We start from the raw sequence: 21,607 nt of genomic DNA on the forward strand, positions 1-21,607 counted from the left end.
CCCGTTGACTCTTACATCGATACATGTAACTGTTCCGATCAGTCCGGCGCCGAGGCTCCCACCGGGGCCCACGGGTCGCGCCACCCCCGCCAGCACGTCCCGCCGACCCCCACGAGGAGTCATCATGAGACGCAGAACGCCGACCGCGGGCCTCGCGCTCGCCCTCTTCGCCGCCGTGACGGCGACCCTGGCCGCCCCCGCACCGGCCGGCGCCGCCCCCGCACCCGTCAGCGCCGCCCCCGCGCTCGCCGCCGCCGCGCCGGACATCTCGGTGACCAACGTCCAGGCCCACCTCACCCAGCTCAACAGCATCGCCACCAGCAACGGCGGCAACCGGCGGGCCGGCTCGGCGGGCCACACCGCCTCGGTCAGCTACGTGAAGGCCAAGCTCCAGGCCGCCGGCTACACGGTCTCCGAGCAGGTCTGCACGACCTGCACGTACCGGTCGAACAACCTCATCGCCGAGTGGCCGCAGGGCCCGGCCGACCAGGTGGTCATGTTCGGCGCGCACCTGGACAGCGTCTCCGCCGGCCCGGGCATCAACGACAACGGCTCCGGTTCGGCCACCCTGCTGGAGAACGCGCTGGTCCTCGCCCAGCAGAACCCGAGCATGACCAAGCGGGTCCGGTTCGCCTGGTGGACCGACGAGGAGCAGGGCCTGAACGGCTCGGAGTTCTACGTCAACTCGCTGAGCGCCACCCAGAAGGGCTACATCAAGGGCTACTACAACTTCGACATGGTCGCCTCGACCAACGGCGGCTACTTCATCAACCGGCTCACCTCCACCACCGCGGCGCCCCTGAAGGCGTACTGGGACTCGCTGAACCTCCAGCCGGAGGAGAACGTCGAGGGCCAGGGCCGCTCCGACGACTACTCCTTCCAGCAGGCCGGCATCCCCACCTCCGGCTACGCGGCCGGCGCCAGCGCCCGCAAGACCACCGCCCAGGCCGCCAAGTGGGGCGGCACCGCCAACTCCGCGTACGACTCGTGCTACCACCGCTCCTGCGACACCACCAGCAACATCAGCGCGACGGTGCTCAACCGCAGCGCCGACGGCGTGGCGTACGCGATCTGGCAGCTCGCGGTCGGCGGCGGCACCCCGACCAACGACTTCTCCGTCGCGGTGAGCCCCACCTCCGGCAGCGTCGCCCGGGGCGGCTCCACCACGGCCACGGTCAGCACCGCCACCACGAGCGGCAGCGCCCAGACGGTGAGCCTGTCGGCCACCGGCGCACCCAGCGGGGTGACGGTGAGCTTCAGCCCGTCCTCGGTCACCTCGGGCGGCTCGGCCACCATGACGGTCGCCGCCTCCGCGACGGCGGCCACCGGCACCTTCACCATCACGGTCACCGGCACCGGCTCGGTCACCCGCAGCGCCGGCTACACCCTCACGGTGACCGGCACGGGCGGCTGCTCCGGCGGCCAGCTCATCGCCAACAGCAGCTTCGAGTCGGGCAGCACGCCGTGGACGGCCACCTCGGGTGTCATCACGAACTCGTCGAGCCAGGCGGCCCGGACCGGCAGCTACAAGGCCTGGCTGGACGGCTACGGCAGCACCCACACCGACACGCTGTCGCAGTCGGTGAGCATCCCGGCCGGGTGCGCCGGCTACACCCTGTCGTTCTGGCTGCACATCGACACGGCCGAGACCACCACGAGCGTCGCGTACGACAAGCTGACCGTGCAGGTCGGCTCGACCACCCTGGCGACGTACTCGAACCTCGACAAGGCGAGCGGCTACACGCAGCGCAGCTTCAACCTGGCCGCGTACGCCGGGCAGACCGTCACGCTGAAGTGGACCGGGGTCGAGGACGCCTCGCTCCAGACCAGCTTCGTCGTCGACGACGTGACGCTCCAGGTCGGCTGAGCGACCCGGGCGGGGTGGGCCGCGAGCCCGCCCCGCCCGCGCTCAGGTGACCGGCAGCGCCTTGGTGCCGCCGCCCTTGAGCGAGCGGGTGAGCGTGCGGTCCTCGACCCAGAGGAAGCACTGCACGCCGCGGTCGCCGTCCTGCCACTCCTCCTTGTAGGGGTGGTAGATGATCGTGCCGGCGCGGTAGACGAGGTCGCCGTTGTTCGGCACCTTGACGTACTTCGCGATCAGCCCGCGGCAGCCCTTGTGCGCCCGCAGCGGCGTGCGCTCGAACTCGGCGTAGCTGATGTCGGGGAAGTCGTAGACCCCCACGAACTCGGCGTGGTGCTTGGCGGTGCAGGCGACCGGCTTCATCTCCTCCACGTGGTCCTTGCGGAGCTTCGGCTCGTAGCAGCCCAGCGCCAGCGGCGAGCCGGGCTTCAGCGCGTTCCGCAGGGTGCCGCGGCGCGCGACGACGCTGCCGTCGTCCAGGCTGGCCACCTCGGAGACGTCGCAGCGGAACCAGCGGGCTCCGCCGGTCCAGGCCGGGGCCGACGGGAAGACCACCGACAGCCGCAGCCGCCCCGAGCGCCACTCGGCGCCGACCGCCTTGTCGACCTGCTCGCCGCACTCGGCGTGGGCGGTCCGGGTGCCGGTCGAACCGGCGCGCGGGGGAGTGCCGCGCCCGGCGTCCGGGCCGGTCAGGGTGCCCACGTGCAGCGTCTCGGCGCGGTGCGTGGTGGCGCAGTCGACCGGGTTCCAGCCGCTGAGGTAGCCGATGTCCTGGACGGTGGGGTGGCAGGTGCCGGCCTGCGGAACGAACGCCACCGGGGCGGCGAGGGCGGGCCATTCGTCGGTCAGGTCGCGGTCGACGCCGGCCGGCGCCCCGCAGCCGCCGAGCGCCAGCGCGGCCGTGACACCCACGGCGACCGCCGCCCACCATCGCCGCATCGCGACCGACCTCCCCGTCGTCCCTGGTCGCCCGACCGGCGCGGAGCGCCGGGCACGCCTCGGCGGTGCAGCATACGGCACCGGGGGCTCAGCCGACGGGTAGTCCCGCCGGACCCGCCCCGCGTACCGAGCGGGTCAGCCTCCGGTCGTCGCTCCACAGGAAACAGCGCACCCCCCGGTCACCCTCCTCCCACTCCCGCTGCGACGGCGGGTAGAAGATCGATCCGGCCCGGTACGGCAGGTCGGCGTTGTTCGGCACCGCGGCGAAGGCGGCGATCAGCGCCATGCAGCGGCGGTGCACCTGCGGGGCGGCCCGGGTGAAGTCCGCCCAGCTCATGTCCCGTTCCTCGAAGACGCCCACGAACTCGGCGCGGTGCGGCTCGGTGCACAGCACCGGGGCCATGTAGTTGAGGTTCTCGCCGATCAGCTTCGGGTCGAAGCAGCGGTGCACCAGGGGGCTGTCGCCCACCATGGCGCCGCGCAGGCTGCCAGCCCGGTTGATCGGCCGGGTGTTGTCGATGCTGTCGGTCTCGGCCAGGTCGCAGCGGAACCAGCGGGCGCCGGCCACCCAGGCGGTAACCGGGGGCAGCGCGATGTTCAACGTGAGCCGGGCGGTGTGCCAGTCCCCGCCGATCACCTCCCGGGCCCGCTGGTCACACTCGGCGCGGGCGGTGCGCAGCGCGGGTGAGCCCGGCTCCGGCCGCGCGCCCTGGGCGGCCGGCCCGGTGAAGGTGCCGACGTGCACCGACTCGGCCAGGTGGCTGCCCGCGCAGTCGACCGTCTCGTAGGTGGCGGCCTGCACCACGGCGGTGAGCCGGGGCAGGCACGCGTCCGTGGCGGGTACGAACAGGCGCGGCGCCGGAAGTGCGGCCCAGTCGTCGGTGAGGTCCCCGTCGGCGCGGTGCGGCGGGACACAGCCGGTCAGGGCCACCGTCGCCGTGCCGGCCAGCGCCAGCGCCAGGAGCCACCGTCGCATCGTCCGCCCTTCCCGGGAGATGACAGCCGGTCGCCGCGGCCGTGCGGTGTTCCCCGCGGCCGGGCGTGCAGCATACGTGACAGTCCCTGTAGGAGTTTCGCCCTGTTTCGATCGATCGGCCAGTCACGGATGCCTATTCGTGCCGACTTTCCGTGCCGGACCGCCCGATTCTGCACCGCGGGTCACGGCCGGGTCACAGCGGGCTGCCGGCGGAGCCGCGCTGCCGACGGCGGGTGACCGCCTTCGTACACTGGCCCGGTGACCGTACCGCCGCTGATCGTCGCGCCCAGCATCCTGGCCGCCGACTTCGCCCGCCTCGCCGACGAGGTCCGCGCCGTCGAGCACGCCGCGGACTGGTTGCACGTGGACGTCATGGACAACCACTTCGTGCCCAACCTGACCATCGGGCTGCCGGTGGTGCAGAGCCTGCGCGCGGCGACCCAGCTGCCCTTCGACGTGCACCTCATGATCGAGGACCCGCGCCGGTGGGCGCCCGGATACGCCGATGCCGGGGCGTACAACGTGACGTTCCACGCCGAGGCGTGCGACGACCCGGTGGCCCTGGCCAAGGACCTCCGCTCGGCCGGGGCGAAGGCGGGGCTGGCGATCGACCGGGACACCCCGATCGAGCCGTACCTGGAGCTGCTGCCGAGCTTCGACACGCTGCTGATCATGACGATCAAGGCCGGCTTCGGCGGCCAGCGGTTCATCCCGCAGTTGCTCGACAAGGTGCGCACCGCCCGGCGGCACGTCGCGAGCGGCCACCTGGAGCTGCGCATCGAGGTCGACGGCGGGATCGCGGCGGACACCATCGAGCAGGCCGCCGCGGCCGGCGCCGACGCCTTCGTGGCCGGCACCGCGGTCTACGGCGCCGACGACCCGGCCGAGGCGGTCCGCCGGCTGCGCGGGCTGGCGGAACGCGCGGCGACCGGGGCCTGAGATGGACCCGGCCGGCGACCGACCCGACGTGATCCTGGTCGTCGACGACGACGAGGACATCGCCCGCTTCGTCGAGTTCAACCTGCGGCTGCACGGGTTCGAGGTGCTGCACGCCGGCGACGGCCAGGAAGCCCTCGAGGTCATCGAGCGGCACCGGCCGGACCTGGCCGTGGTCGACCTCATGATGCCGCGGATCGACGGCCTGGAACTGACCCGCCGGCTGCGCGCCGACCCGATGACCTCGGCCCTGCCGGTGATCATGCTGACCGCCAAGGGCATGACCTCCGACAAGGTCAACGGCCTCAGCGCGGGCGCGGACGACTACCTCGTCAAGCCCTTCGACACCGCCGAGCTGGTCGCCCGGGTCAGCTCCACGCTGCGCCGCAACAAGGAGTTCCGGGAGGTCTCGCCGCTGACCGGGCTGCCCGGCAACAGCCGGATCCGGCGGGAGATCAGCGACCGGGTGCGCAGCGGCGTCGACTACGCCGTCGGCTACATCGACATCGACCGGTTCAAGAGCGTCAACGACCGCTACGGCTTCGTCTGCGGCGACGAGTTCATCTCGGCGCTGGCCCGCAGCCTGCACCGCGCGGTGGTCTCGATCGGCCTGCCGCCGGCCTTCCTCGGCCACGTCGGCGGCGACGACTTCGTCATCGTCTGCACCCCGTCCCAGGTCCGGCCGCTGACCAGCCGGGCCGTGGTCGACTTCGAGAAGGCCGCCGACGCCCTCTACGACGCGACCGACCGGGAGCGCGGCTTCGTCGAGCTGAAGGACCGGCGGGGGAACATCCGCCGGGCCGCCCTGGTCACCCTGTCCATCGGCGTCTCCCTGTCCGACTCCGGCAAACGGTTCACCGATCCCCTGGAGGCGATCGCCGTCGCCTCCGAGATGAAGACGGTCGCCAAGAGCCAGCCCGGGTCATACGTCGCGGTCGACCGCCGCCGGGGCGTGACGTGACGATCCGGCCCCGCTGTGAAGTAGCTCGCCTCTGTGGCGCGGGGCCCCGCCCGGCGTGTAAGACTTCCGGTGTACCCACCACGCGCTGGCGGGGCTCGGTGAAATTCCGAACCGGCGGTGATCCACGGTCCGACCGTGGTAAGCCCGCGACCCGGACGGCTTCGGCCGGACGGTGGACCTGGTGAGAATCCGGGGCCGACGGTTGGGGTGCGGCTCGTCCGCCCCCAGACAGTCCGGATGGGAGACAGCGCGCGGACGGGGAGGGCCCTGCCGGGCGCTGAGCACCCTCAGCCGCCGCGTGGGCTCCCCGGGGTCGGCTGTGCCGTCCCCGGACCTCCGCCGCCGCGTGTCCGCGGCACCCGTGCCGCACCGCTCCCAGGCCCGCCCGCGCGCGACCGGCGAGCGAGAGGGCAGGGCAGGCGATGGCGAGCGTCTCCGTGGACGAGGCGATGCGTCGCGCGATCGCGCTGGCCGCCCGCGGCCTCGGCGCGACCAGCCCCAACCCGGTCGTCGGCTGCGTCCTGCTGGACGCCGACGGCGAGGTCGCCGGCGAGGGCTTCCACGCGTACGCGGGCGGACCGCACGCCGAGATCGTCGCGCTGGCGCAGGCCGGCAAGCGCGCCCGGGGCGGCACCGCCGTGGTCACCCTGGAACCCTGCGACCACACCGGCCGCACCGGCCCCTGCAGCCACGCGCTCATCGCGGCCGGCGTCGGCCGCGTGGTGGTCGCCGTCCCGGACCCCAACCCGGTCGCCTCCGGCGGCGCGGCCACCCTGCGCGCCGCCGGCATCCAGGTCGAGCTCGGCGTACGCGCCGAGGAGGCCGAGGCCGGCAACGTCGCCTGGCTCACCTCGATGCGCCGCGGCTGGCCGTACCTGATCTGGAAGTACGCGGCCACCCTCGACGGGCGCTCCGCGGCAGCCGACGGCACCAGCATGTGGATCACCTCGGAAGCGGCCCGGATCGACGTGCACGCCCTGCGCGGCACCGTCGACGCGGTGATCGCCGGGGTGGGCACGGTGCTGGCCGACGATCCCCGGCTCACCGCCCGCAACCTGCGCGACGGCACCCTGGCCATCCGGCAGCCGCTGCGGGTGGTGGTGGACAGCTCGGGGCGTACCCCGGCGCAGGCCCGGGTCCGCGACGGCGCCGCCCGGACCTGGGTGGCCACCGCCGCGGAGGTCGGCGCGGGCCCGGACGGCCGGGTCGACCTCGCGGCCCTGCTCGCGGAGCTGCACCACCGCGGCGTGCGGGCCGCGCTGCTGGAGGGCGGCCCCACCCTGGCCGGGGCGTTCCTCGCCGCCGGCCTCGTCGACAAGATCGTCGGGTACGTCGCGCCGAAGCTGCTCGGCGCCGGCCCGACCGCGTTGCTGGACGCCGGCGTGACGACCATCGCCGACGCCATCGACCTGGAGCTCACCGACGTTACGCAGGTCGGTCCCGACCTGCGGATCACCGCGCTGCCCCGGAAGAGGGAGGCCTGACATGTTCACCGGCATCGTCGAGGAACTGGGCGAGATCGTCCGGACCACGGAGACCGGGGGTGACTCGGCGCTGGTCGCGGTCCGCGGCCCGCTGGTCACCTCGGACGCCCGGCACGGCGACTCCATCGCGGTCAACGGGGTCTGTCTCACCGTGGTCGACGTCGACAGCGGGACCTTCACGGCCGATGTGATGGGGGAGACGCTGCGGCGCACCGCGCTCGGCGCGCTGCGCCCCGGCGACCCCGTCAACCTGGAGCGGGCCGCCGCGCTGAACAGCCGCCTCGGCGGCCACCTGGTGCAGGGGCACGTCGACGGGGTCGGCGAGGTGCTGTCCCGGGAGCCGGCCGCCCAGTGGGAGACGGTCCGGTTCCGGCTTCCCGGCGGGCTGGCCCGGTACGTGGTGGAGAAGGGCTCGATCACCGTCGACGGCATCTCGCTGACCGTCGCGGAGGTCGGCGACGACTGGTTCTCCGTCGGCCTGATCCCCACCACCCTCAAGCTCACCACCCTCGGCGCCAAGGGCGTCGGCGACCCGGTGAACCTCGAGGTGGACGTGCTGGCCAAGTACGTCGAGCGGCTGCTCGGCGACCGCGTGGGCGGAGGCGACCGGTGACCGGCCCGCTCGGCTGGCTGCTCGACGCCCAGGTGCACGTGGCCGGCTCGCCGGTGCTGGTCCGGGAGATCGTCGGCAACGTCTTCGGCCTCGCCTCGGCGCTGCTCGGGCTGCGCCGGGTGGTCTGGGCCTGGCCGGTCGGCATGATCGGCAACGCGCTGCTGTTCACCGTCTTCCTCGGCGGGGTGTTCGCCACCCCCCAGGCGCACGACCTCTACGGCCAGGCCGGCCGGCAGGTCTTCTTCTTCGCCGTCAGCGTCTACGGCTGGTGGCGCTGGTCGCGCAACCGCCGCTCCGGCGGCGGGGAGCAGCCGGCGGTCGTCCCGCGCTGGGCCACCTGGCGGGAGCGGCTCGGCCTGCTCGCCGCCGCGGCGGTCGGCACCGCGGCCGCGTACCCGGTGCTGGCCGTGCTGGGCTCCTGGGGGCCGCTGCCGGACGCCTGGATCCTCGTCGGCAGCCTCCTCGCCACCTATGGCATGGCCCGGGGCTGGGTGGAGTTCTGGCTGATCTGGATCGCCGTCGACGCCGTCGGCGTGCCGCTGCTGCTCCAGGGCGGGTTCTACCCGTCGGCCGCCATGTACCTGGTCTACGGCGGGTTCTGCGCCGCCGGCCTGTACGCCTGGTGGCGGACCTCCCGCGCCACCCCGCCCGCCCGCACCCCGATCCCGCCGACGTACTCGGAGGCCGTGGCATGAGCAGCTTTGGCAGCATCGAGCAGGCGGTGGCGGACATCGCCGCCGGCCGGCCCGTCGTGGTGGTGGACGACGAGGACCGCGAGAACGAGGGCGACCTGATCTTCGCGGCCGAACTGGCCACCCCGGAGCTGGTCGCGTTCATGGTCCGCTACACCTCCGGCTACATCTGCGTGCCGCTCACCGAGAGCGAGTGCGACCGGCTGGACCTGCCGCCCATGCACCACACCAACCAGGACCGCCGGGGCACCGCCTACACGGTGACCGTGGACGCGCGGGAGGGGATCAGCACCGGCATCTCCGCGGCCGACCGGTCGCACACCATCCGGCTGCTCGCCGCCGCGTCGACCGACCCGACCGACCTGGCCCGCCCCGGGCACGTGGTGCCGCTGCGCGCCCGCGAGGGCGGGGTGCTGCGCCGCCCCGGGCACACCGAGGCGGCCGTGGACCTGACCCGGCTGGCCGGGCTGCGCCCGGCCGGGGTGCTCTGCGAGCTGGTCAACGACGACGGCACCATGATGCGCCTGCCCGACCTGGAGAAGTTCTGCGCCGAGCACGGGCTGACCCTGGTCACCATCGCGGACCTGATCGCGCACCGGCGGCGCACCGAGAAGCAGGTCGAGCAGGTCGCCGAGGCGCGGATGCCCACCCCATACGGGGTGTTCCGGGCGCTCGGCTACCGCGCCGAGCACGACACCGCCGAGCACGTGGCGCTGGTCATGGGTGACCTGGGCGACGGGAAGGACGTGCTGGTGCGGGTGCACTCCGAGTGCCTCACCGGGGACGTCTTCGGCTCGCTGCGCTGCGACTGCGGCCCCCAGCTGCAGGCCGCGCTGGCCCGGGTGGGGCAGGAGGGCCGGGGCGTGGTGCTCTACGTGCGCGGGCACGAGGGGCGCGGCATCGGCCTGCTGCACAAGCTCCAGGCGTACCAGCTCCAGGACCAGGGGCGGGACACCGTGGACGCGAACCTCGACCTGGGGCTGCCGGCCGACGCGCGGGACTACGGCACCGGCGCGCAGATCCTCTACGACCTCGGCGTCCGCTCGATGCGGCTGCTGACCAACAACCCCGCCAAGCGGGCCGGCCTGGAGGGGTACGGCCTCACGGTGAGCGGCCGGGAGGGGCTGCCGGTGCGGTCCAACCCGGAGAACGTGCGCTACCTGCGCACCAAGCGGGACCGGATGGGCCACCTCCTGGAGGGGCTGGACGAGGTGACCGAGGCGCCGATGGGCCGCCCGGTGGCCGGCGACGAGATCGGAGCGTAGACATGGCGGGATTCGGCGAACCGGGCGTGGCCGCGGTGGACGCCGGCGGGCTGACCGTCGGCATCGTGGCGGCGCGCTGGCACGGCGACCTCACCGACCACATGGTCGACCGGGCGGTGGCCGCCGCCGAGGCGAGCGGCGCGCGGGCGGTCGTGGCCCGGGTGGCCGGCTCGGTCGAGCTGCCCGTGGTGGCCCAGGCCATGGCCCGCCGGTACGACGTGGTGGTCGCGCTCGGCGTGGTGGTGCGGGGCGCCACCGCGCACTTCGACTACGTGTGCCAGTCGGTCACCGAGGGGCTGACCCGGGTGGCGCTGGACGAGGGCAAGCCGGTGGCGCACGGGGTGCTCACCGTGGAGACCATCGAGCAGGCCCGGGACCGGGCGGGGCTGCCCGGCTCGGCGGAGGACAAGGGCTGGGCGGCCACGGTGGCGGCGCTGGACGCCGCGCTGGCCATCCGCGGCCTCGACGCCACCAGCGGCCACCGGGTCGGCTTCGCCTGATCCGGCCGCCCGCTGCCCGGCTTGGCCCCGCCGGCCCGGACACGGGTCCTGGATCTCCCGGGCGATCGGCACGTGGATGGTGCCGACTTCTCCCCGCCTGTCGAGCTGATGTCACCAACGACTCACCGCGACAGGGCCGGTCGGCCCACGAGTACCCGGCCGGCACGGCCGTCGGGAGGCCTGCGCCGCGTCCTGGTGAGTCGTTTCCGACGTCAGCTCGACAGGCGCCCACGAGCTACCGCCGGCTGCCGGAGGCCCGCCCCTGCTCCCCGGCCCCGCCAGGTCGCCGGGCGAGCCCGGCCTCCGATGGGCGGTGACGGCCCCGACAGCGTCGAGCATGCGCAGCCGGAGCGGGTGCGCGAAGGCGCGCAGGGGCCCACGATGTGGTCGGCCGACCCGGGGGGAGGCGTCACCCGGGGCGGCTGGAAGAATCGCCTTCCGTGAAGACGTTCGAGGAGTTGTTCGCCGAGCTGCAGGCCAAGGCCGCCGCCGGCGCCCCGGGCTCGGGCACGGTCGCCGCCCTGGAGAAGGGTGTGCACTTCATCGGCAAGAAGGTCGTCGAGGAGGCGGCCGAGTCGTGGATGGCGGCCGAGCACGAGGGCCCGGAGCGGGCCGCGGAGGAGATCTCCCAGCTGCTCTACCAGACCCAGGTGCTGATGCTGGCCACCGGTCTCGAGCTGAAGGACGTCTACCGACATCTCTGAGTGCCCCGTCCGCTGATCACCTGATCGATCGAAGGAGCACTCCATGCTGCGTGTCGCCGTACCCAACAAGGGCGCCCTGGCCGAGTCGGCCGCCGGGATGCTGCGCGAGGCGGGCTACCGCCAGCGCACCGACCCGAAGGACCTGGTCTGCCGGGACGAGCCCAACGACATCGAATTCTTCTACCTGCGCCCCAAGGACATCGCCACCTACGTCGGCTCCGGCGACCTGGACGTCGGCATCACCGGGCGGGACCTGCTGGTCGACTCGGGCGCGCCGGCCGAGGAGGTCGTCGACCTCACCTTCGGCCGGGCCACCTTCCGGTTCGCCGCCCGCCCCGACGACGTGGACTCGGTGCAGCAGCTCGGCGGGCGCCGGATCGCCACGGCGTACCCGGGGCTGGTCGAGCGGCACCTGGCCGACCTGGGCGTGAAGGCCGAGGTCATCCGGCTGGACGGCGCGGTGGAGAACGCCATCCGGCTCGGCGTGGCCGACGTGGTCGCCGACGTGGTGGAGACCGGCGCGACGCTGCGCCAGGCCGGTCTCGTGGTCTTCGGCGAGCCGCTGCTGCGCTCCTCGGCGGTGCTGGTCCGCCGGGCCGGCGCGCCCAGTGGCTCCCAGCAGGAGCAGCTGCTGCGCCGGCTGCACGGCGTGCTGGTGGCCCGCCGCTACGTGATGCTCGCCTACGACGTGCCGGCCGGCCTGCTGGACCGGGCCAGCTCGCTCACCCCGGGCATCGAGTCGCCGACCGTCTCCCCGCTGCACCGCGAGGGCTGGGTGGCCGTGCAGGCCATGGTGCTCCGCGACGACGTCCACCGGATCATGGACGAGCTGTACGAGCTGGGCGCGCGGGCCATCCTGGTCACCAACATCCACGCCTGTCGCCTGTGAGGCCGCTGCCGGTCCCGGCCGCCCTGGCCGTGGTCGTCCTGGGCGGGGTGGCCTCGGCCGCGCAGGGCGTGGTCAACTCCGAGCTGGGGGAGCGGGCGGGCGACCCCCTCGTCGGCGCCATGGTCAACAACCTCGGCGGTTGCCTCGTCGTGCTGCTCGGGCTGGTCACCGTCCCGGCCATGCGCACCGGGCTGGCCGGGCTGCGCCACTCCGGTCTGCCCTGGTGGGCCTACCTGGGCGGGCTGGGCGGCGCCGCGATCGTGGTGATCGGCCCGATCGTGGTGCCGGCGCTCGGGGTGGCGGTCTTCACGATCGCCCAGGTGGCCGGGGGCAGCCTCGGTGGGCTGGCCGTCGACCGGGCCGGCCTGGCCGCGACGGGCCGGCTGCGGCTCACCGCGCCCCGGGTCGTCGGTGCGCTGCTCGGGATCGGCGCGGTGACCATGGCCCAGCTCGGCCGGCCGGTCGGCGACCTGGCCGTCGGGCTGGTGCTGCTCTCGGTCGTCGGCGGCCTCGCCGTGGCGCTGCAGTCCGCGCTCAACGGCCGGGTCGCCGCCGCGGTCGGGCCGGCCGCCGGGCTGGCGCTGAACTTCGCGGTCAGCACCTCGGTGATCGCCGCGGTGGCGGCGCTGGCCGGTGCCCTGGCCACCCGCCCGGACTGGCCCGCCCAGTGGTGGCTCTACGTCGGCGGCCTGTTCGGCGTCGGCATCGTGCTCGCCCTGCTGGTCGGCGTCCGCGCCGCCGGGGTGCTGCGCACCGGCCTCGCGCTGGTGGCCGGGCAGCTCGGCGGGGCCCTGGTGCTGGACGTGGCGGTCCCCGGCGGCGCCGGGGTGCGCCTGCCCGTGCTGGCCGGGGCGGTGCTCACCGGGGTGGCCGTGGTGGTGGCCGGCGTGCGGCGGCGTGCCCCGCGCCGTGTGGCGGCGGAACGCGAGCCCGAGCCGGATGGCAGACTGGTTTCGTGAGTGATTCGGTGGTGACCGTGCGGCCGCGGCGGGTCCGGGTGGTCTGCTGGGCGTCGGCCGTCACGCTGCTGGTGGTGTTCAGCCTGGTGGCCACCTCCCTGACCGGCGCGACGGGCGACGGCTACGGCAGCTTCCAGCGGGGCGACCAGCTCGCCATGGTGGGGCTGGGTGTCTTCGGGGCCCTGGGCTTCCTGCTCTTCACCCGCCCCCGGGTGGTGGCCGACGCCCGGGGTGTCCGGGTCCGGAACGTGATCGGCTCGTACGAGCTGCCCTGGGAGGTGATCCGCGGGGTCCGGTTCGACCGGGGCGCCCCGTGGGCCAGCCTGGAGCTGCACGACGACGACCTGCTGCCGATGGTCGCGCTCCAGGCGGCCGACAAGGAGCGGGCCGTGGAGGCCGTCCGCGCCCTGCGCCGCCTGCACCAGGCCCACCTGGCCGCCCTGGCCGGCGATCCGGCGACCCCGCGCTGACCCGGTTTGGGGCGGGCTGCGCCGAGGGTGTAGTGTTGCGGGGTCGACCAGACTGCCCTGCGGGCGGTCCTGAAGCGGAGCGCCTGCTCCCACCCGAGTCGCCCCCGTAGGTGGCCGGGTCCCGGTCTCCCGGTTCCGGGCACGTCCCGGTCCCGGATGCGCGATCCTGTGATCGTGCCGACCGGTCGAGTGGGCCCTGGCATACGCCGGGGCCTTCTGCTTTCCGGGTCGGCTCCCGTCCGGGAGCCAGCGGAGTCGGCACCGTAGGAGACTCGACTCGAGGAGGCCCCATCAGCGTCGAACCACGCGTGAACGAGCAGATCCGGGCACGTGAGGTCCGACTGGTCGGCCCTGAGGGTGAGCAGGTGGGCATCGTCCCGCTGGAGCGCGCCCTGCAGCTGGCCGCGGACGTCGACCTGGACCTGGTCGAGGTTGCGCCGATGGCGCGCCCGCCGGTGTGCAAGCTCATGGACTTCGGCAAGTTCAAGTACGAGAGCGCACTGAAGGCGCGCGAAGCGCGGCGTAACCAGCAGCAGACCGTCATCAAGGAGATGAAGCTCCGGCCGAAGATCGACCCGCACGACTACGAGACCAAGAAGGGTCACGTGGTGCGGTTCCTGAAGGCGGGCGACAAGGTCAAGGTGACGATCATGTTCCGCGGTCGCGAGCAGAGCCGCCCGGAGCTGGGTTACCGGCTCCTGCGCCGGCTCGAGTCCGAGATCACGGATCTGGGATACGTCGAGGCCGCGCCGAAGCAGGACGGCCGAAACATGATCATGGTTCTCGCTCCGCACCGGGCCGTGAAGGCCTCCGCGGTCGCCGCCACGGCGTCCCGCGGTGGTCCTCGGGACCGGGCCGCGGAGGAGTCGGCCGCCCCGGCAGGTGGCGAGACCCCGGCGGCCGGCGAGACCGCAGCAGCCGGTGAGACCGGCCCGACCGCTGACACCAGCGGCCAGTAACAGGGAGAGACGTTCCACATGCCGAAGATGAAGAGCCACACGGGTATGGGCAAGCGGGTCAAGGTGACCGGCAAGGGCAAGATCGTCGCCCAGCAGGCCGGCCTCCGCCACAACCTGGAGAAGAAGCCCTCCACCCAGACCCGTCGGCTGACCGGCACGGTCGAACTGGCCAAGGCCGAAACCAAGCGCATCAAGAAGCTGCTCGGCCGCTGACGCGCGCCACCTGAACCGAAGAAGGAGTTGAGATGGCACGCGTCAAGCGGGCTGTGAACGCCCAGAAGAAGCGTCGTACCCTGCTGGAGACCGCGAGCGGCTACCGCGGTCAGCGCTCCCGGCTCTACCGCAAGGCCAAGGAGCAGGTGCTGCACTCGATGCAGTACTCCTACCGGGACCGTCGCGACCGCAAGGGCGACTTCCGGCAGCTCTGGATCCAGCGGATCAACGCCGGCGCCCGGGCCAACGGCCTGACCTACAACCGGCTGATCCAGGGCCTGCGCCTGGCCGGCATCGAGGTCGACCGCAAGATCCTGGCCGACCTGGCCGTCAACGACGCCGCGGCGTTCGCCGCGATCGTCGAGCTGGCCCGCGCCGCCGTGGCGGCCGAGGGCACCGGTGGCGCCGCGGCCCAGGCCGCCTGACCCACCCGTACCAGCAGATCGAGGCGTCTCCCATGCCGTCAGCACCGCACGGGAGGCGCCTCGACGCTGTTCCCGGCCCGTTCACCCCGCGTACCCCGCGGGTGGTCGCCGCCCGCCGGCTCCAGCGCCGGCGGGACCGGGAGGCCACCGGCCGGTTCCTGGCCGAGGGCCCGCAGGCCGTCCGCGAGGCGCTCGCCCGCGCCGGCACCGTGGTCGAGCTGTTCGGCACCCCGGCCGCCCTGGACCGGCACGCCGACCTCGCCGCGCTGGCGGCCCGGTCCGACGTACCGGTCTCCGAGGTCACCGACGAGGCCCTCGCCGCGCTCGCCGAGACGGTCGCGCCGCAGGGGCTCGTGGCCGTCTGCCGGCACCTCGACGTGTCCCTGGACGCCGCCCTGGCACGCGGGCCGCGCCTGGTCGCGGTGCTCGCCGAGATCCGGGACCCGGGCAACGCCGGGACCGTGCTGCGCACCGCCGACGCGGCCGGCGCGGGCGCCGTGGTCTTCGCGGGCGACGCCGTCGACCCCTACAACGGCAAGTGCGTGCGGTCCTCCGCCGGCAGCCTGTTCCACGTCGACGTGGTCCGCGCCACCGACCCGGTCGCCGTGGTCGCGGCGCTGCGGTCCGCCGGGCTCACCGTCCTCGCCACCACGGGGTACGGCGACAGCGACCTCGACGACCTCGCCGACGCGGGCCGGCTGGCCGCCCCGACCGCCTGGCTCTTCGGCTCCGAGGCGCACGGGCTGCCCGAGGAGCTGACCGCCGCGGCCGACGCCCGGGTCCGGGTGCCGCTGCACGGGCGCGCCGAGAGCCTGAACCTGGCTGCGGCCGCGGCCGTCTGCCTGTACGCTTCAGCCAGAGCACTGCGCCGACCCGATGGTCCGCGCGGCCACACAGCAGGGGAGTCAGCCGGATGATGAACGCGCCTCGGCGTTCGTTTAGCCAGCCCGCCGGTGTCGGCGGGCGGCGGGCCTGACCCTTCCTCCTGCGCGATCTCCCACCGGCGGGCTGCGGCGAAGCCGCGCGTCCGTAGACTCGCCTAGCCGCCCGTGAGGGCCGGCGCCGCCGTGAGGGAGTGCCCGTACGCCATGAGCTACCGCAACGATCCGTACGACCCGAAGCAGGTCGCCCTGCTCGATCCGGACGCCCTGGGCGCGGCCGTGGCCGACGCCGAGAAGGCGTTCGCCGCCGCCGCCGACCCGGACGCGCTGACCGCGCTGCGCCCGGCGCACCTCGGGGACCGGTCCCCGGTGTCCCTCGCGCGCCGGGAGATCGGCGCGCTGCCGCCGGCCGCCAAGTCCGACGCCGGCAAGCGGGTCAACGAGGCCCGCCGCGCCATCGAGACCGCGTACGCGGCCCGGCAGGAGGTCCTGGAGCGCGAGCAGGCCGAGCGGGTGCTGGTCGAGGAGCGGGTGGACGTCACCCTGCCCTACGACCGCCGGCCGCGCGGCGCCCGCCACCCGCTGAGCACCCTCATGGAGCAGATCAGCGACCTGTTCGTCGGGATGGGCTACGAGGTGGCCGAGGGCCCCGAGGTCGAGCTGGAGTGGACCAACTTCGACGCGCTGAACATCCCGGCCGACCACCCGGCGCGCGGCCTCATGGACACCTTCCACATCGCACCGCAGGAGGGCACCGCGGTAGCGGCATCCGGTGGCGCAGCGAGTTCGGGCCTTGTTCTTCGCACCCACACCTCGCCGGTGCAGGCGCGCACCATGCTGACCCGCAAGCCGCCGATCTACGTGGTGGTGCCCGGCCGGGTCTACCGCACCGACGAGCTGGACGCCACCCACGCCCCGGTCTTCCACCAGGTCGAGGGCCTGGTGGTCGACAAGGGCATCACCATGGCCCACCTGCGCGGCACGCTGGACCACTTCGCGCGGGCCATGTTCGGCGAGGGCGCGAAGACCCGGTTCCGGCCGCACTACTTCCCGTTCACCGAGCCGTCCGCCGAGTTCGACGTCTGGTTCCCGGAGCACCGGGACGGTCCGCAGTGGGTCGAGTGGGGCGGCTGCGGCATGGTGAACCCGCGGGTGCTGCGCGCCTGCGGCATCGACCCGGAGGTCTACTCCGGATTCGCCTTCGGCATGGGCATCGACCGGACGGTCATGTTCCGGCACGGGGTCAGCGACATGCGGGACATGGCCGAGGGCGACGTGCGGTTCACCCGCGCGTTCGGGGTCTGACGGTGCGGGCACGAGTTACGGAGACGGTGGTTTAACAGTCATGCGAGTTTCTGTCAGTTGGCTGCGGGAGTACGTCGACCTCCCGGCCGACCTGCCCACCGGCGACCTGGAGCAGGCGCTGGTCGACCTCGGCATCGAGGTCGACTCGGTGGTGGACCTGCGGGAGACCGTCACCGGCCCGCTGGTGGTCGGTGAGGTGCTGGAGATCGAGGAGCTGACCGGCTTCAAGAAGCCGATCCGGTTCTGCCGGGTGGACGTCGGCGCCGCCAACGGCACCGGCGAGCCGCAGGAGATCGTCTGCGGGGCGCGCAACTTCGCCCAGGGCGACCGCGTCGTGGTGATCCTCCCCGGCGGTGTGCTGCCGGGCGACTTCCACATCGGCGCGCGCAAGACCTACGGGCGCAACTCCAACGGCATGATCACCTCGGCCAAGGAGCTGGGCCTGGGCGACGACCACTCGGGCATCATCGTGCTGCCCGAGGACAGCCCGGCCAAGCCCGGCGACGACGCCCGCCCGGTGGTGGGCCTCGACGACGTCGTGGTCGAGCTGGAGATCACCCCGGACCGCGGGTACGCGCTCAGCGTCCGGGGCATCGCCCGCGAGCTGTCGCACGCCCTCGGGGTGCCGTTCCGCGACCCGGCCGACATCCCGGCCCCGGGCGCGACCGCCGAGCCGGCGTACCCGGTCGAGGTGCGCGACACCGTCGGCTGCGACCGGTTCGCCGCGCGGATGGTCCGCGGCGTCGACCCGACCGCGCAGACCCCGGGCTGGATGTCCCGGCGGCTCACCGTGGCCGGCGTCCGCAGCATCTCGCTGCCCGTCGACATCACCAACTACCTGATGCTCGAACTCGGCCAGCCCATGCACGCCTTCGACGCGGACCGGATCACCGGCCCGCTGGTGGTCCGCCGCGCCGAGGCGGGGGAGAAGCTGACCACGCTGGACGGTGTCACCCGCACGCTGGTCGCCGAGGACATGGTGATCTGCGACGACACCGGTCCGATCTCGCTGGCCGCGGTCATGGGCGGCGAGACCAGCGAGGTCGTCGCCACCACCACCGACGTGCTCTTCGAGGCGGCGCACTGGGACCCGGCCATGGTCGGGCGCACCGCGCGGCGGCACAAGCTGTTCAGCGAGGCGGCCAAGCGCTGGGAGCGGGGCGTCGACCCGGCGCTGCCGCTGGTCGCGCTGGAGAAGGCGGTCCGGCTGCTCGCCGAGCACGCCGGCGGCACCGTCGGCGCCGAGATCCTCGACCTCGACCACGTCCGGCCGCGTACCCCGGTGGCCCTGCCCGTGGACCTGCCGTCGCGCCGCGTCGGCGTGGCGTACCCGCCGGAGCGGGTCGTGGAGCTGCTGGAGCAGGTCGGCTGCGCGGTCACCCGGGGCGCCGACCGGCTCGGCGACGACCCGGGCGAGACGGGCGTTGCCGCCGCGGCCGGTGATGAGGTCCTGAGCGTCACCCCGCCGACCTGGCGGCCCGACCTCACCGACCCCGCGGACCTGGTCGAGGAGGTGGTCCGCCTCGACGGCTACGACCGGGTGCCGTCGGTGCTGCCCACGGCACCGCCCGGCCGCGGCCTCACCCCGTCGCAGCAGCGCCGCCGGGCGGTCGCCCGGTCGCTCGCCGAGCGCGGGTACGTCGAGGTCCTGGCGCACCCGTTCGTCTCCGCGGAGCTGGCCGACCAGCTCGGCCTGCCGGCCGACGACCCGCGCCGCCCCGCGGTGCGGGTGGCCAACCCGCTGTCCGAGGAGGAGCCGCTGCTGCGCACCACGCTGCTCGGCCCGCTGCTCGGCATCCTGAAGCGCAACGTCGGCCGGGGCCAGCGGGACGTGGCGATCTACGAGATCGGCGTGGTGTTCCACCCGCGTCCCGGCGCGGGTGCCCCGCCGGCCATGGGCGTCGACCGGCGCCCCACCGACGAGGAGTTCGCCCGCGCCGACGCCGTGGTGCCGGCCCAGCCGCGGCACGTCGCCGTGGCGCTCACCGGGGAGATGGAGCCGACCGGCTGGTGGGGCGCGGGCCGTCCGGCCGGCTGGGCGGATGCCGTCGAAGCGGGCCGGACGGTGCTGGCCGCCGCCGGCATCCCGGCCGACCGGGTCACCGTGCGGGCCGCCGAGCGCGCCCCCTGGCACCCCGGCCGCTGCGCCGAGCTGCTGGTGGACGGCACCACCGTCGGGTACGCCGGTGAACTGCACCCCACCGTGGTGGCCACGCTGGAGCTGCCCCGGCGGACCAGCGCCATGGAGCTGAACCTGGACGCGCTGCCCGAAGCGCCGGTGGTGTCTGGTCCGGCCGTCTCCACGTTCCCGCCGGCCCTCATCGACGTGGCGCTCGTGGTGGACGAGTCGGTGCCGGCCGCCGAGGTGGAGCGGGCCCTCGCCGAGGGGGCCGGCCCGCTGCTGGAGGACGTCCGCCTCTTCGACGTGTACGCGTCCGAGCAGCTCGGCGCGGGCCGCCGGTCGCTGGCGTACAAGCTGACGTTCCGCGCCCCGGACCGGACGCTCGCGGGCGAGGAGGCGGTGGCCGCCCGCGACGCGGCGGTGGCCGAGGCGGCCCGCCGCTTCGGCGCCACCCTGCGCGGCGCCTGACGGCACACCGGACGGGCCCCACCCACCACGGGTGGGGCCCGTCCGCGCGCTCAGCCGGTGTAGGGCAGCGTGATCCGGGAGGAGTCGCCGACGCCCAGTGTCGTCGGGGTGCCGCCGATGGCGTTCCACACCTCGACCCGCACCGTGCCGCCGGTCAGGTCGCCGAGGGCGCCGGTGGCGGAGCGCAGCCCCTGGGTCTGCCGGTAGTGCTCCCAGCCGGGTACGGGATCGGTGGCGAAGTAGGCGTACGTCTCCACCCGGTCCCAGCCGCCGTCGCCGGTCCGGTCGTACGAGACCCGCACCTGGACCCCGTCGCCCACGGCGGTGCCGGCGTCGACGGAGAGGTCGAAGGCGGTGGCCCCGCCCGTCCACCGGGCGGTGACACCCCGGGCCGTGAAGACCTGCGGGTTGGTGGGCGTGCCGTCGTGGTTGCCCCCGGCCGCGGCCACGCTCACCGTGCCGGGCGCCCCGGTGGCCGGGTCGAGCCCGCCGCCGGCCCGCAGGTAGCGGGTGGCGCTGAACGGGCCCGGGGTGGCCGTGGCCGACGGGCTGGGCGAGGGGCTCGGGCCGCCGCCGGGGCCGAACGGGCTGAGCGTGATGCCGGCGGCCCGGGGGTCGCCGTCGTGCACGAGCGATTCCTGGTTGAGCACGTCGTCGAAGGCGAACCCGTACGCCTTCCCGTCGGCCATGTTGGCGTGCACGATCCGCGAGTAGTGGTTGGTGAGCGTGCCGCGGTAGAAGTCGGCCGGCCCGCCGGAGGGCTGCACGTCGAGGGTGCCGAGCGTGGAGCGGTGCAGCGCGGCGCAGAGGGTCCGGGCGATCGGGCCGACCACCAGGTCGTTGGGGGCGGCCAGCGCGCCGTCGCAGCCCCACACGTCCGCGCTGGACGGCCGGCGGAACGTCGCCACCTGCCGGCCCGCGCCGTCGGTGAAGGTGAGCACGTCGCCGCTGGTCCGCCCGTAGTAGCGCACACCCGGCTGGTCGGTGAAGGGCACGACGGTCAGGGTCCGGGTCGCGTACGCCTGCCAGGCGGAGGCGATGTAGGGGTCGAGGTAGGTGCGGCTGAACAGCCCGGCGTCGGCGGCCTTGCCGGGGGCGAGCACCCGCAGCATCGTGCCGTCGGAGCGGGTCTGCACCGCGCCGCTCCAGCCCGCCTGGGCGCGGATCGCGGCGATGACCCGGTTGCGCCCGTCGTCGACGGGTTGCCCGGTCCGCCGGATGGTCCCGGTGGCGCCCGTGACGCTCACCGCGTGCGGCACGGCGAACATGTCCACCTGCGAGCTGTTGAGCCAGAGCCCGGCGTCGTTGTAGGTGAACTCGGACCAGTCGAACAGCAGGTCCCGGTTGGGGTCGCCGGCCGCCCAGGGCGCGGGCTGGACCAGGCCGTCCGGGGTGAGGAAGAGCTTGAGCTTGGCGCCGAAGGAGAAGTAGACCCGGCCGGAGAGGTTGCGGGGCAGCCGCAGCACCGTGCTCGCCCCGTTGGCCGGGCCGGGCACGGCGACGTCCGGTGCGGGGGTGGGCGGCAGTCCACCGGCCGGCCAGGGTGTGAAGGCGCCGCCGGCGGTGACGTACCCGAGCCGTCCGGTGGCCAGGTCGGTGCCGAGGACGTACAGCCAGGTGGGCTCGGTGCGGCCGGTGGCGTTGGTGACGGTCAGCGGGAGCAGGGCGGGGCCGGTGGCGCGGGCCAGCGAGGCGGCCGCCACGGCGCCGGTGGTGGCCAGCGCGAGCGCGAGCAGGGCGCGCAGCAGTGTCCGGGGGGTGGGCACGGGGGGCTCCTTCCACCCGCCGCGGCCTGCGGCGGGCGCGGGGTGGTGGGCATGGTGGGGTGGCGCGGACGCGGGCGGGACGACCCGAGAGAGCGCTCTCTCAGCATCGGGTAGGCATAAGCAACTGTCAATGCAATGGGCCTCCGTGCAGTCTCATGCGCCACACCGTATGAACTTGCAGCAGCGGATCATCGCTGCTAGCCTTCGTTGCATAGTCAT

21 protein-coding genes and 1 riboswitch are annotated in these 21,607 nt (G+C 74.2%); of the genes, 18 read left to right on the top strand and 3 right to left on the bottom strand.

Features of this window, described 5'->3' with window-relative positions:
* Positions 1 to 124 precede the first annotated feature (124 nt).
* A complete protein-coding gene (locus tag GCE86_RS05200) occupies positions 125 to 1,867 on the top strand; it encodes a M28 family peptidase (protein ID WP_154225867.1) in 1,743 nt (580 codons plus the stop codon).
* A 42-nt stretch (positions 1,868 to 1,909) separates the two neighbouring features.
* Here the strand turns inward: GCE86_RS05200 and GCE86_RS05205 are convergent, their stop codons facing one another.
* Positions 1,910 to 2,800: a septum formation family protein gene (locus GCE86_RS05205; protein ID WP_154225868.1), complete on the bottom strand. Its 891-nt coding sequence runs from the start codon at positions 2,798 to 2,800 to the stop codon at positions 1,910 to 1,912.
* 88 nt (positions 2,801 to 2,888) lie between these two features.
* Positions 2,889 to 3,776: a septum formation family protein gene (locus tag GCE86_RS05210; RefSeq protein ID WP_154225869.1), complete on the bottom strand. Its 888-nt coding sequence runs from the start codon at positions 3,774 to 3,776 to the stop codon at positions 2,889 to 2,891.
* 258 nt (positions 3,777 to 4,034) lie between these two features.
* On the opposite strand from GCE86_RS05210, the gene rpe reads away from it, so the two are divergent.
* The 17 genes from rpe to pheT all read left to right on the top strand — a co-directional run bounded on the left by rpe (position 4,035) and on the right by pheT (position 19,622).
* Positions 4,035 to 4,715, top strand: coding sequence for a ribulose-phosphate 3-epimerase (gene rpe, locus GCE86_RS05215; protein WP_154225870.1), 681 nt, complete (start codon positions 4,035 to 4,037; stop codon positions 4,713 to 4,715).
* 1 nt (position 4,716) lies between these two features.
* A complete protein-coding gene (locus GCE86_RS05220) occupies positions 4,717 to 5,673 on the top strand; it encodes a GGDEF domain-containing response regulator (protein WP_154225871.1) in 957 nt (318 codons plus the stop codon).
* An 80-nt stretch (positions 5,674 to 5,753) separates the two neighbouring features.
* Positions 5,754 to 5,926: riboswitch (FMN riboswitch) on the top strand.
* Between the two features lie 169 nt (positions 5,927 to 6,095).
* Complete coding sequence (ribD, locus tag GCE86_RS05225) at positions 6,096 to 7,157, top strand: bifunctional diaminohydroxyphosphoribosylaminopyrimidine deaminase/5-amino-6-(5-phosphoribosylamino)uracil reductase RibD (RefSeq protein WP_154225872.1); 1,062 nt, start codon at positions 6,096 to 6,098, stop codon at positions 7,155 to 7,157.
* Between the two features lies 1 nt (position 7,158).
* The gene (locus tag GCE86_RS05230; protein WP_154225873.1) at positions 7,159 to 7,770 is read left to right on the top strand and encodes a riboflavin synthase; all 612 of its coding nucleotides are present in this window, start codon (positions 7,159 to 7,161) and stop codon (positions 7,768 to 7,770) included.
* Positions 7,767 to 8,465, top strand: coding sequence for a nicotinamide riboside transporter PnuC (gene pnuC, locus GCE86_RS05235; protein ID WP_154225874.1), 699 nt, complete (start codon positions 7,767 to 7,769; stop codon positions 8,463 to 8,465). Before GCE86_RS05230 ends, pnuC begins: the two co-directional genes overlap by 4 nt.
* Positions 8,462 to 9,727 carry a bifunctional 3,4-dihydroxy-2-butanone-4-phosphate synthase/GTP cyclohydrolase II gene (locus GCE86_RS05240; protein ID WP_154225875.1) on the top strand — a complete coding sequence of 422 codons (1,266 nt, stop codon included), beginning with the start codon at positions 8,462 to 8,464 and terminating at the stop codon, positions 9,725 to 9,727. The genes pnuC and GCE86_RS05240 overlap by 4 nt, the downstream gene beginning before the upstream one ends.
* 2 nt (positions 9,728 to 9,729) lie before the next feature.
* Positions 9,730 to 10,227: a 6,7-dimethyl-8-ribityllumazine synthase gene (gene ribH, locus GCE86_RS05245; protein ID WP_154225876.1), complete on the top strand. Its 498-nt coding sequence runs from the start codon at positions 9,730 to 9,732 to the stop codon at positions 10,225 to 10,227.
* A gap of 440 nt (positions 10,228 to 10,667) precedes the next feature.
* Positions 10,668 to 10,931 (top strand): phosphoribosyl-ATP diphosphatase, encoded by a 264-nt coding sequence (locus GCE86_RS05250; RefSeq protein WP_154225877.1) that lies wholly within the window; start codon positions 10,668 to 10,670, stop codon positions 10,929 to 10,931.
* A gap of 43 nt (positions 10,932 to 10,974) precedes the next feature.
* Positions 10,975 to 11,820: an ATP phosphoribosyltransferase gene (gene hisG, locus GCE86_RS05255; protein ID WP_154225878.1), complete on the top strand. Its 846-nt coding sequence runs from the start codon at positions 10,975 to 10,977 to the stop codon at positions 11,818 to 11,820.
* Positions 11,817 to 12,779 carry a DMT family transporter gene (locus tag GCE86_RS05260; protein WP_154225879.1) on the top strand — a complete coding sequence of 321 codons (963 nt, stop codon included), beginning with the start codon at positions 11,817 to 11,819 and terminating at the stop codon, positions 12,777 to 12,779. The genes hisG and GCE86_RS05260 overlap by 4 nt, the downstream gene beginning before the upstream one ends.
* Positions 12,776 to 13,249 (top strand): PH domain-containing protein, encoded by a 474-nt coding sequence (locus GCE86_RS05265; RefSeq protein ID WP_244317187.1) that lies wholly within the window; start codon positions 12,776 to 12,778, stop codon positions 13,247 to 13,249. Before GCE86_RS05260 ends, GCE86_RS05265 begins: the two co-directional genes overlap by 4 nt.
* A gap of 308 nt (positions 13,250 to 13,557) precedes the next feature.
* Positions 13,558 to 14,208, top strand: coding sequence for a translation initiation factor IF-3 (gene infC, locus GCE86_RS05270; protein WP_091263828.1), 651 nt, complete (start codon positions 13,558 to 13,560; stop codon positions 14,206 to 14,208).
* Between the two features lie 18 nt (positions 14,209 to 14,226).
* On the top strand, positions 14,227 to 14,421 hold the full coding sequence (gene rpmI / locus GCE86_RS05275; RefSeq protein WP_148426695.1) for a 50S ribosomal protein L35: 195 nt from the start codon (positions 14,227 to 14,229) through the stop codon (positions 14,419 to 14,421).
* 32 nt (positions 14,422 to 14,453) lie between these two features.
* Complete coding sequence (gene rplT / locus GCE86_RS05280; RefSeq protein WP_091263835.1) at positions 14,454 to 14,846, top strand: 50S ribosomal protein L20; 393 nt, start codon at positions 14,454 to 14,456, stop codon at positions 14,844 to 14,846.
* 32 nt (positions 14,847 to 14,878) lie between these two features.
* Positions 14,879 to 15,763: a TrmH family RNA methyltransferase gene (locus GCE86_RS05285; RefSeq protein ID WP_154225880.1), complete on the top strand. Its 885-nt coding sequence runs from the start codon at positions 14,879 to 14,881 to the stop codon at positions 15,761 to 15,763.
* A 171-nt stretch (positions 15,764 to 15,934) separates the two neighbouring features.
* Positions 15,935 to 17,032 carry a phenylalanine--tRNA ligase subunit alpha gene (pheS, locus tag GCE86_RS05290; RefSeq protein ID WP_154225881.1) on the top strand — a complete coding sequence of 366 codons (1,098 nt, stop codon included), beginning with the start codon at positions 15,935 to 15,937 and terminating at the stop codon, positions 17,030 to 17,032.
* A 40-nt stretch (positions 17,033 to 17,072) separates the two neighbouring features.
* Positions 17,073 to 19,622: a phenylalanine--tRNA ligase subunit beta gene (gene pheT, locus GCE86_RS05295; RefSeq protein WP_154225882.1), complete on the top strand. Its 2,550-nt coding sequence runs from the start codon at positions 17,073 to 17,075 to the stop codon at positions 19,620 to 19,622.
* 50 nt (positions 19,623 to 19,672) lie between these two features.
* On the opposite strand, the gene GCE86_RS05300 is transcribed toward pheT, so the two are convergent.
* Entirely contained in the window at positions 19,673 to 21,388 is a 1,716-nt protein-coding gene (locus GCE86_RS05300; protein ID WP_167537029.1) for a beta-1,3-glucanase family protein, read from the bottom strand.
* Between the last annotated feature and the right edge of the window lie 219 nt (positions 21,389 to 21,607).

It is taken from the genome of Micromonospora terminaliae, from assembly GCF_009671205.1.
Lineage (GTDB): Bacteria > Actinomycetota > Actinomycetes > Mycobacteriales > Micromonosporaceae > Micromonospora > Micromonospora terminaliae.

Excerpts from the sequence above, each read along its gene's own strand:
- GCE86_RS05200 (WP_154225867.1), top strand. The coding sequence starts at position 125 with ATGAGACGCAGAACGCCGACCGCGGGCCTCGCGCTCGCCCTCTTCGCC.
- GCE86_RS05205 (WP_154225868.1), bottom strand. The coding sequence starts at position 2,800 with ATGCGGCGATGGTGGGCGGCGGTCGCCGTGGGTGTCACGGCCGCGCTG.
- GCE86_RS05210 (WP_154225869.1), bottom strand. The coding sequence starts at position 3,776 with ATGCGACGGTGGCTCCTGGCGCTGGCGCTGGCCGGCACGGCGACGGTG.
- GCE86_RS05220 (WP_154225871.1), top strand. The coding sequence starts at position 4,717 with ATGGACCCGGCCGGCGACCGACCCGACGTGATCCTGGTCGTCGACGAC.
- ribD (WP_154225872.1), top strand. The coding sequence starts at position 6,096 with ATGGCGAGCGTCTCCGTGGACGAGGCGATGCGTCGCGCGATCGCGCTG.
- GCE86_RS05230 (WP_154225873.1), top strand. The coding sequence starts at position 7,159 with ATGTTCACCGGCATCGTCGAGGAACTGGGCGAGATCGTCCGGACCACG.
- GCE86_RS05240 (WP_154225875.1), top strand. The coding sequence starts at position 8,462 with ATGAGCAGCTTTGGCAGCATCGAGCAGGCGGTGGCGGACATCGCCGCC.
- ribH (WP_154225876.1), top strand. The coding sequence starts at position 9,730 with ATGGCGGGATTCGGCGAACCGGGCGTGGCCGCGGTGGACGCCGGCGGG.
- hisG (WP_154225878.1), top strand. The coding sequence starts at position 10,975 with ATGCTGCGTGTCGCCGTACCCAACAAGGGCGCCCTGGCCGAGTCGGCC.
- rpmI (WP_148426695.1), top strand. The coding sequence starts at position 14,227 with ATGCCGAAGATGAAGAGCCACACGGGTATGGGCAAGCGGGTCAAGGTG.
- rplT (WP_091263835.1), top strand. The coding sequence starts at position 14,454 with ATGGCACGCGTCAAGCGGGCTGTGAACGCCCAGAAGAAGCGTCGTACC.
- GCE86_RS05285 (WP_154225880.1), top strand. The coding sequence starts at position 14,879 with ATGCCGTCAGCACCGCACGGGAGGCGCCTCGACGCTGTTCCCGGCCCG.
- pheS (WP_154225881.1), top strand. The coding sequence starts at position 15,935 with ATGAGCTACCGCAACGATCCGTACGACCCGAAGCAGGTCGCCCTGCTC.
- pheT (WP_154225882.1), top strand. The coding sequence starts at position 17,073 with ATGCGAGTTTCTGTCAGTTGGCTGCGGGAGTACGTCGACCTCCCGGCC.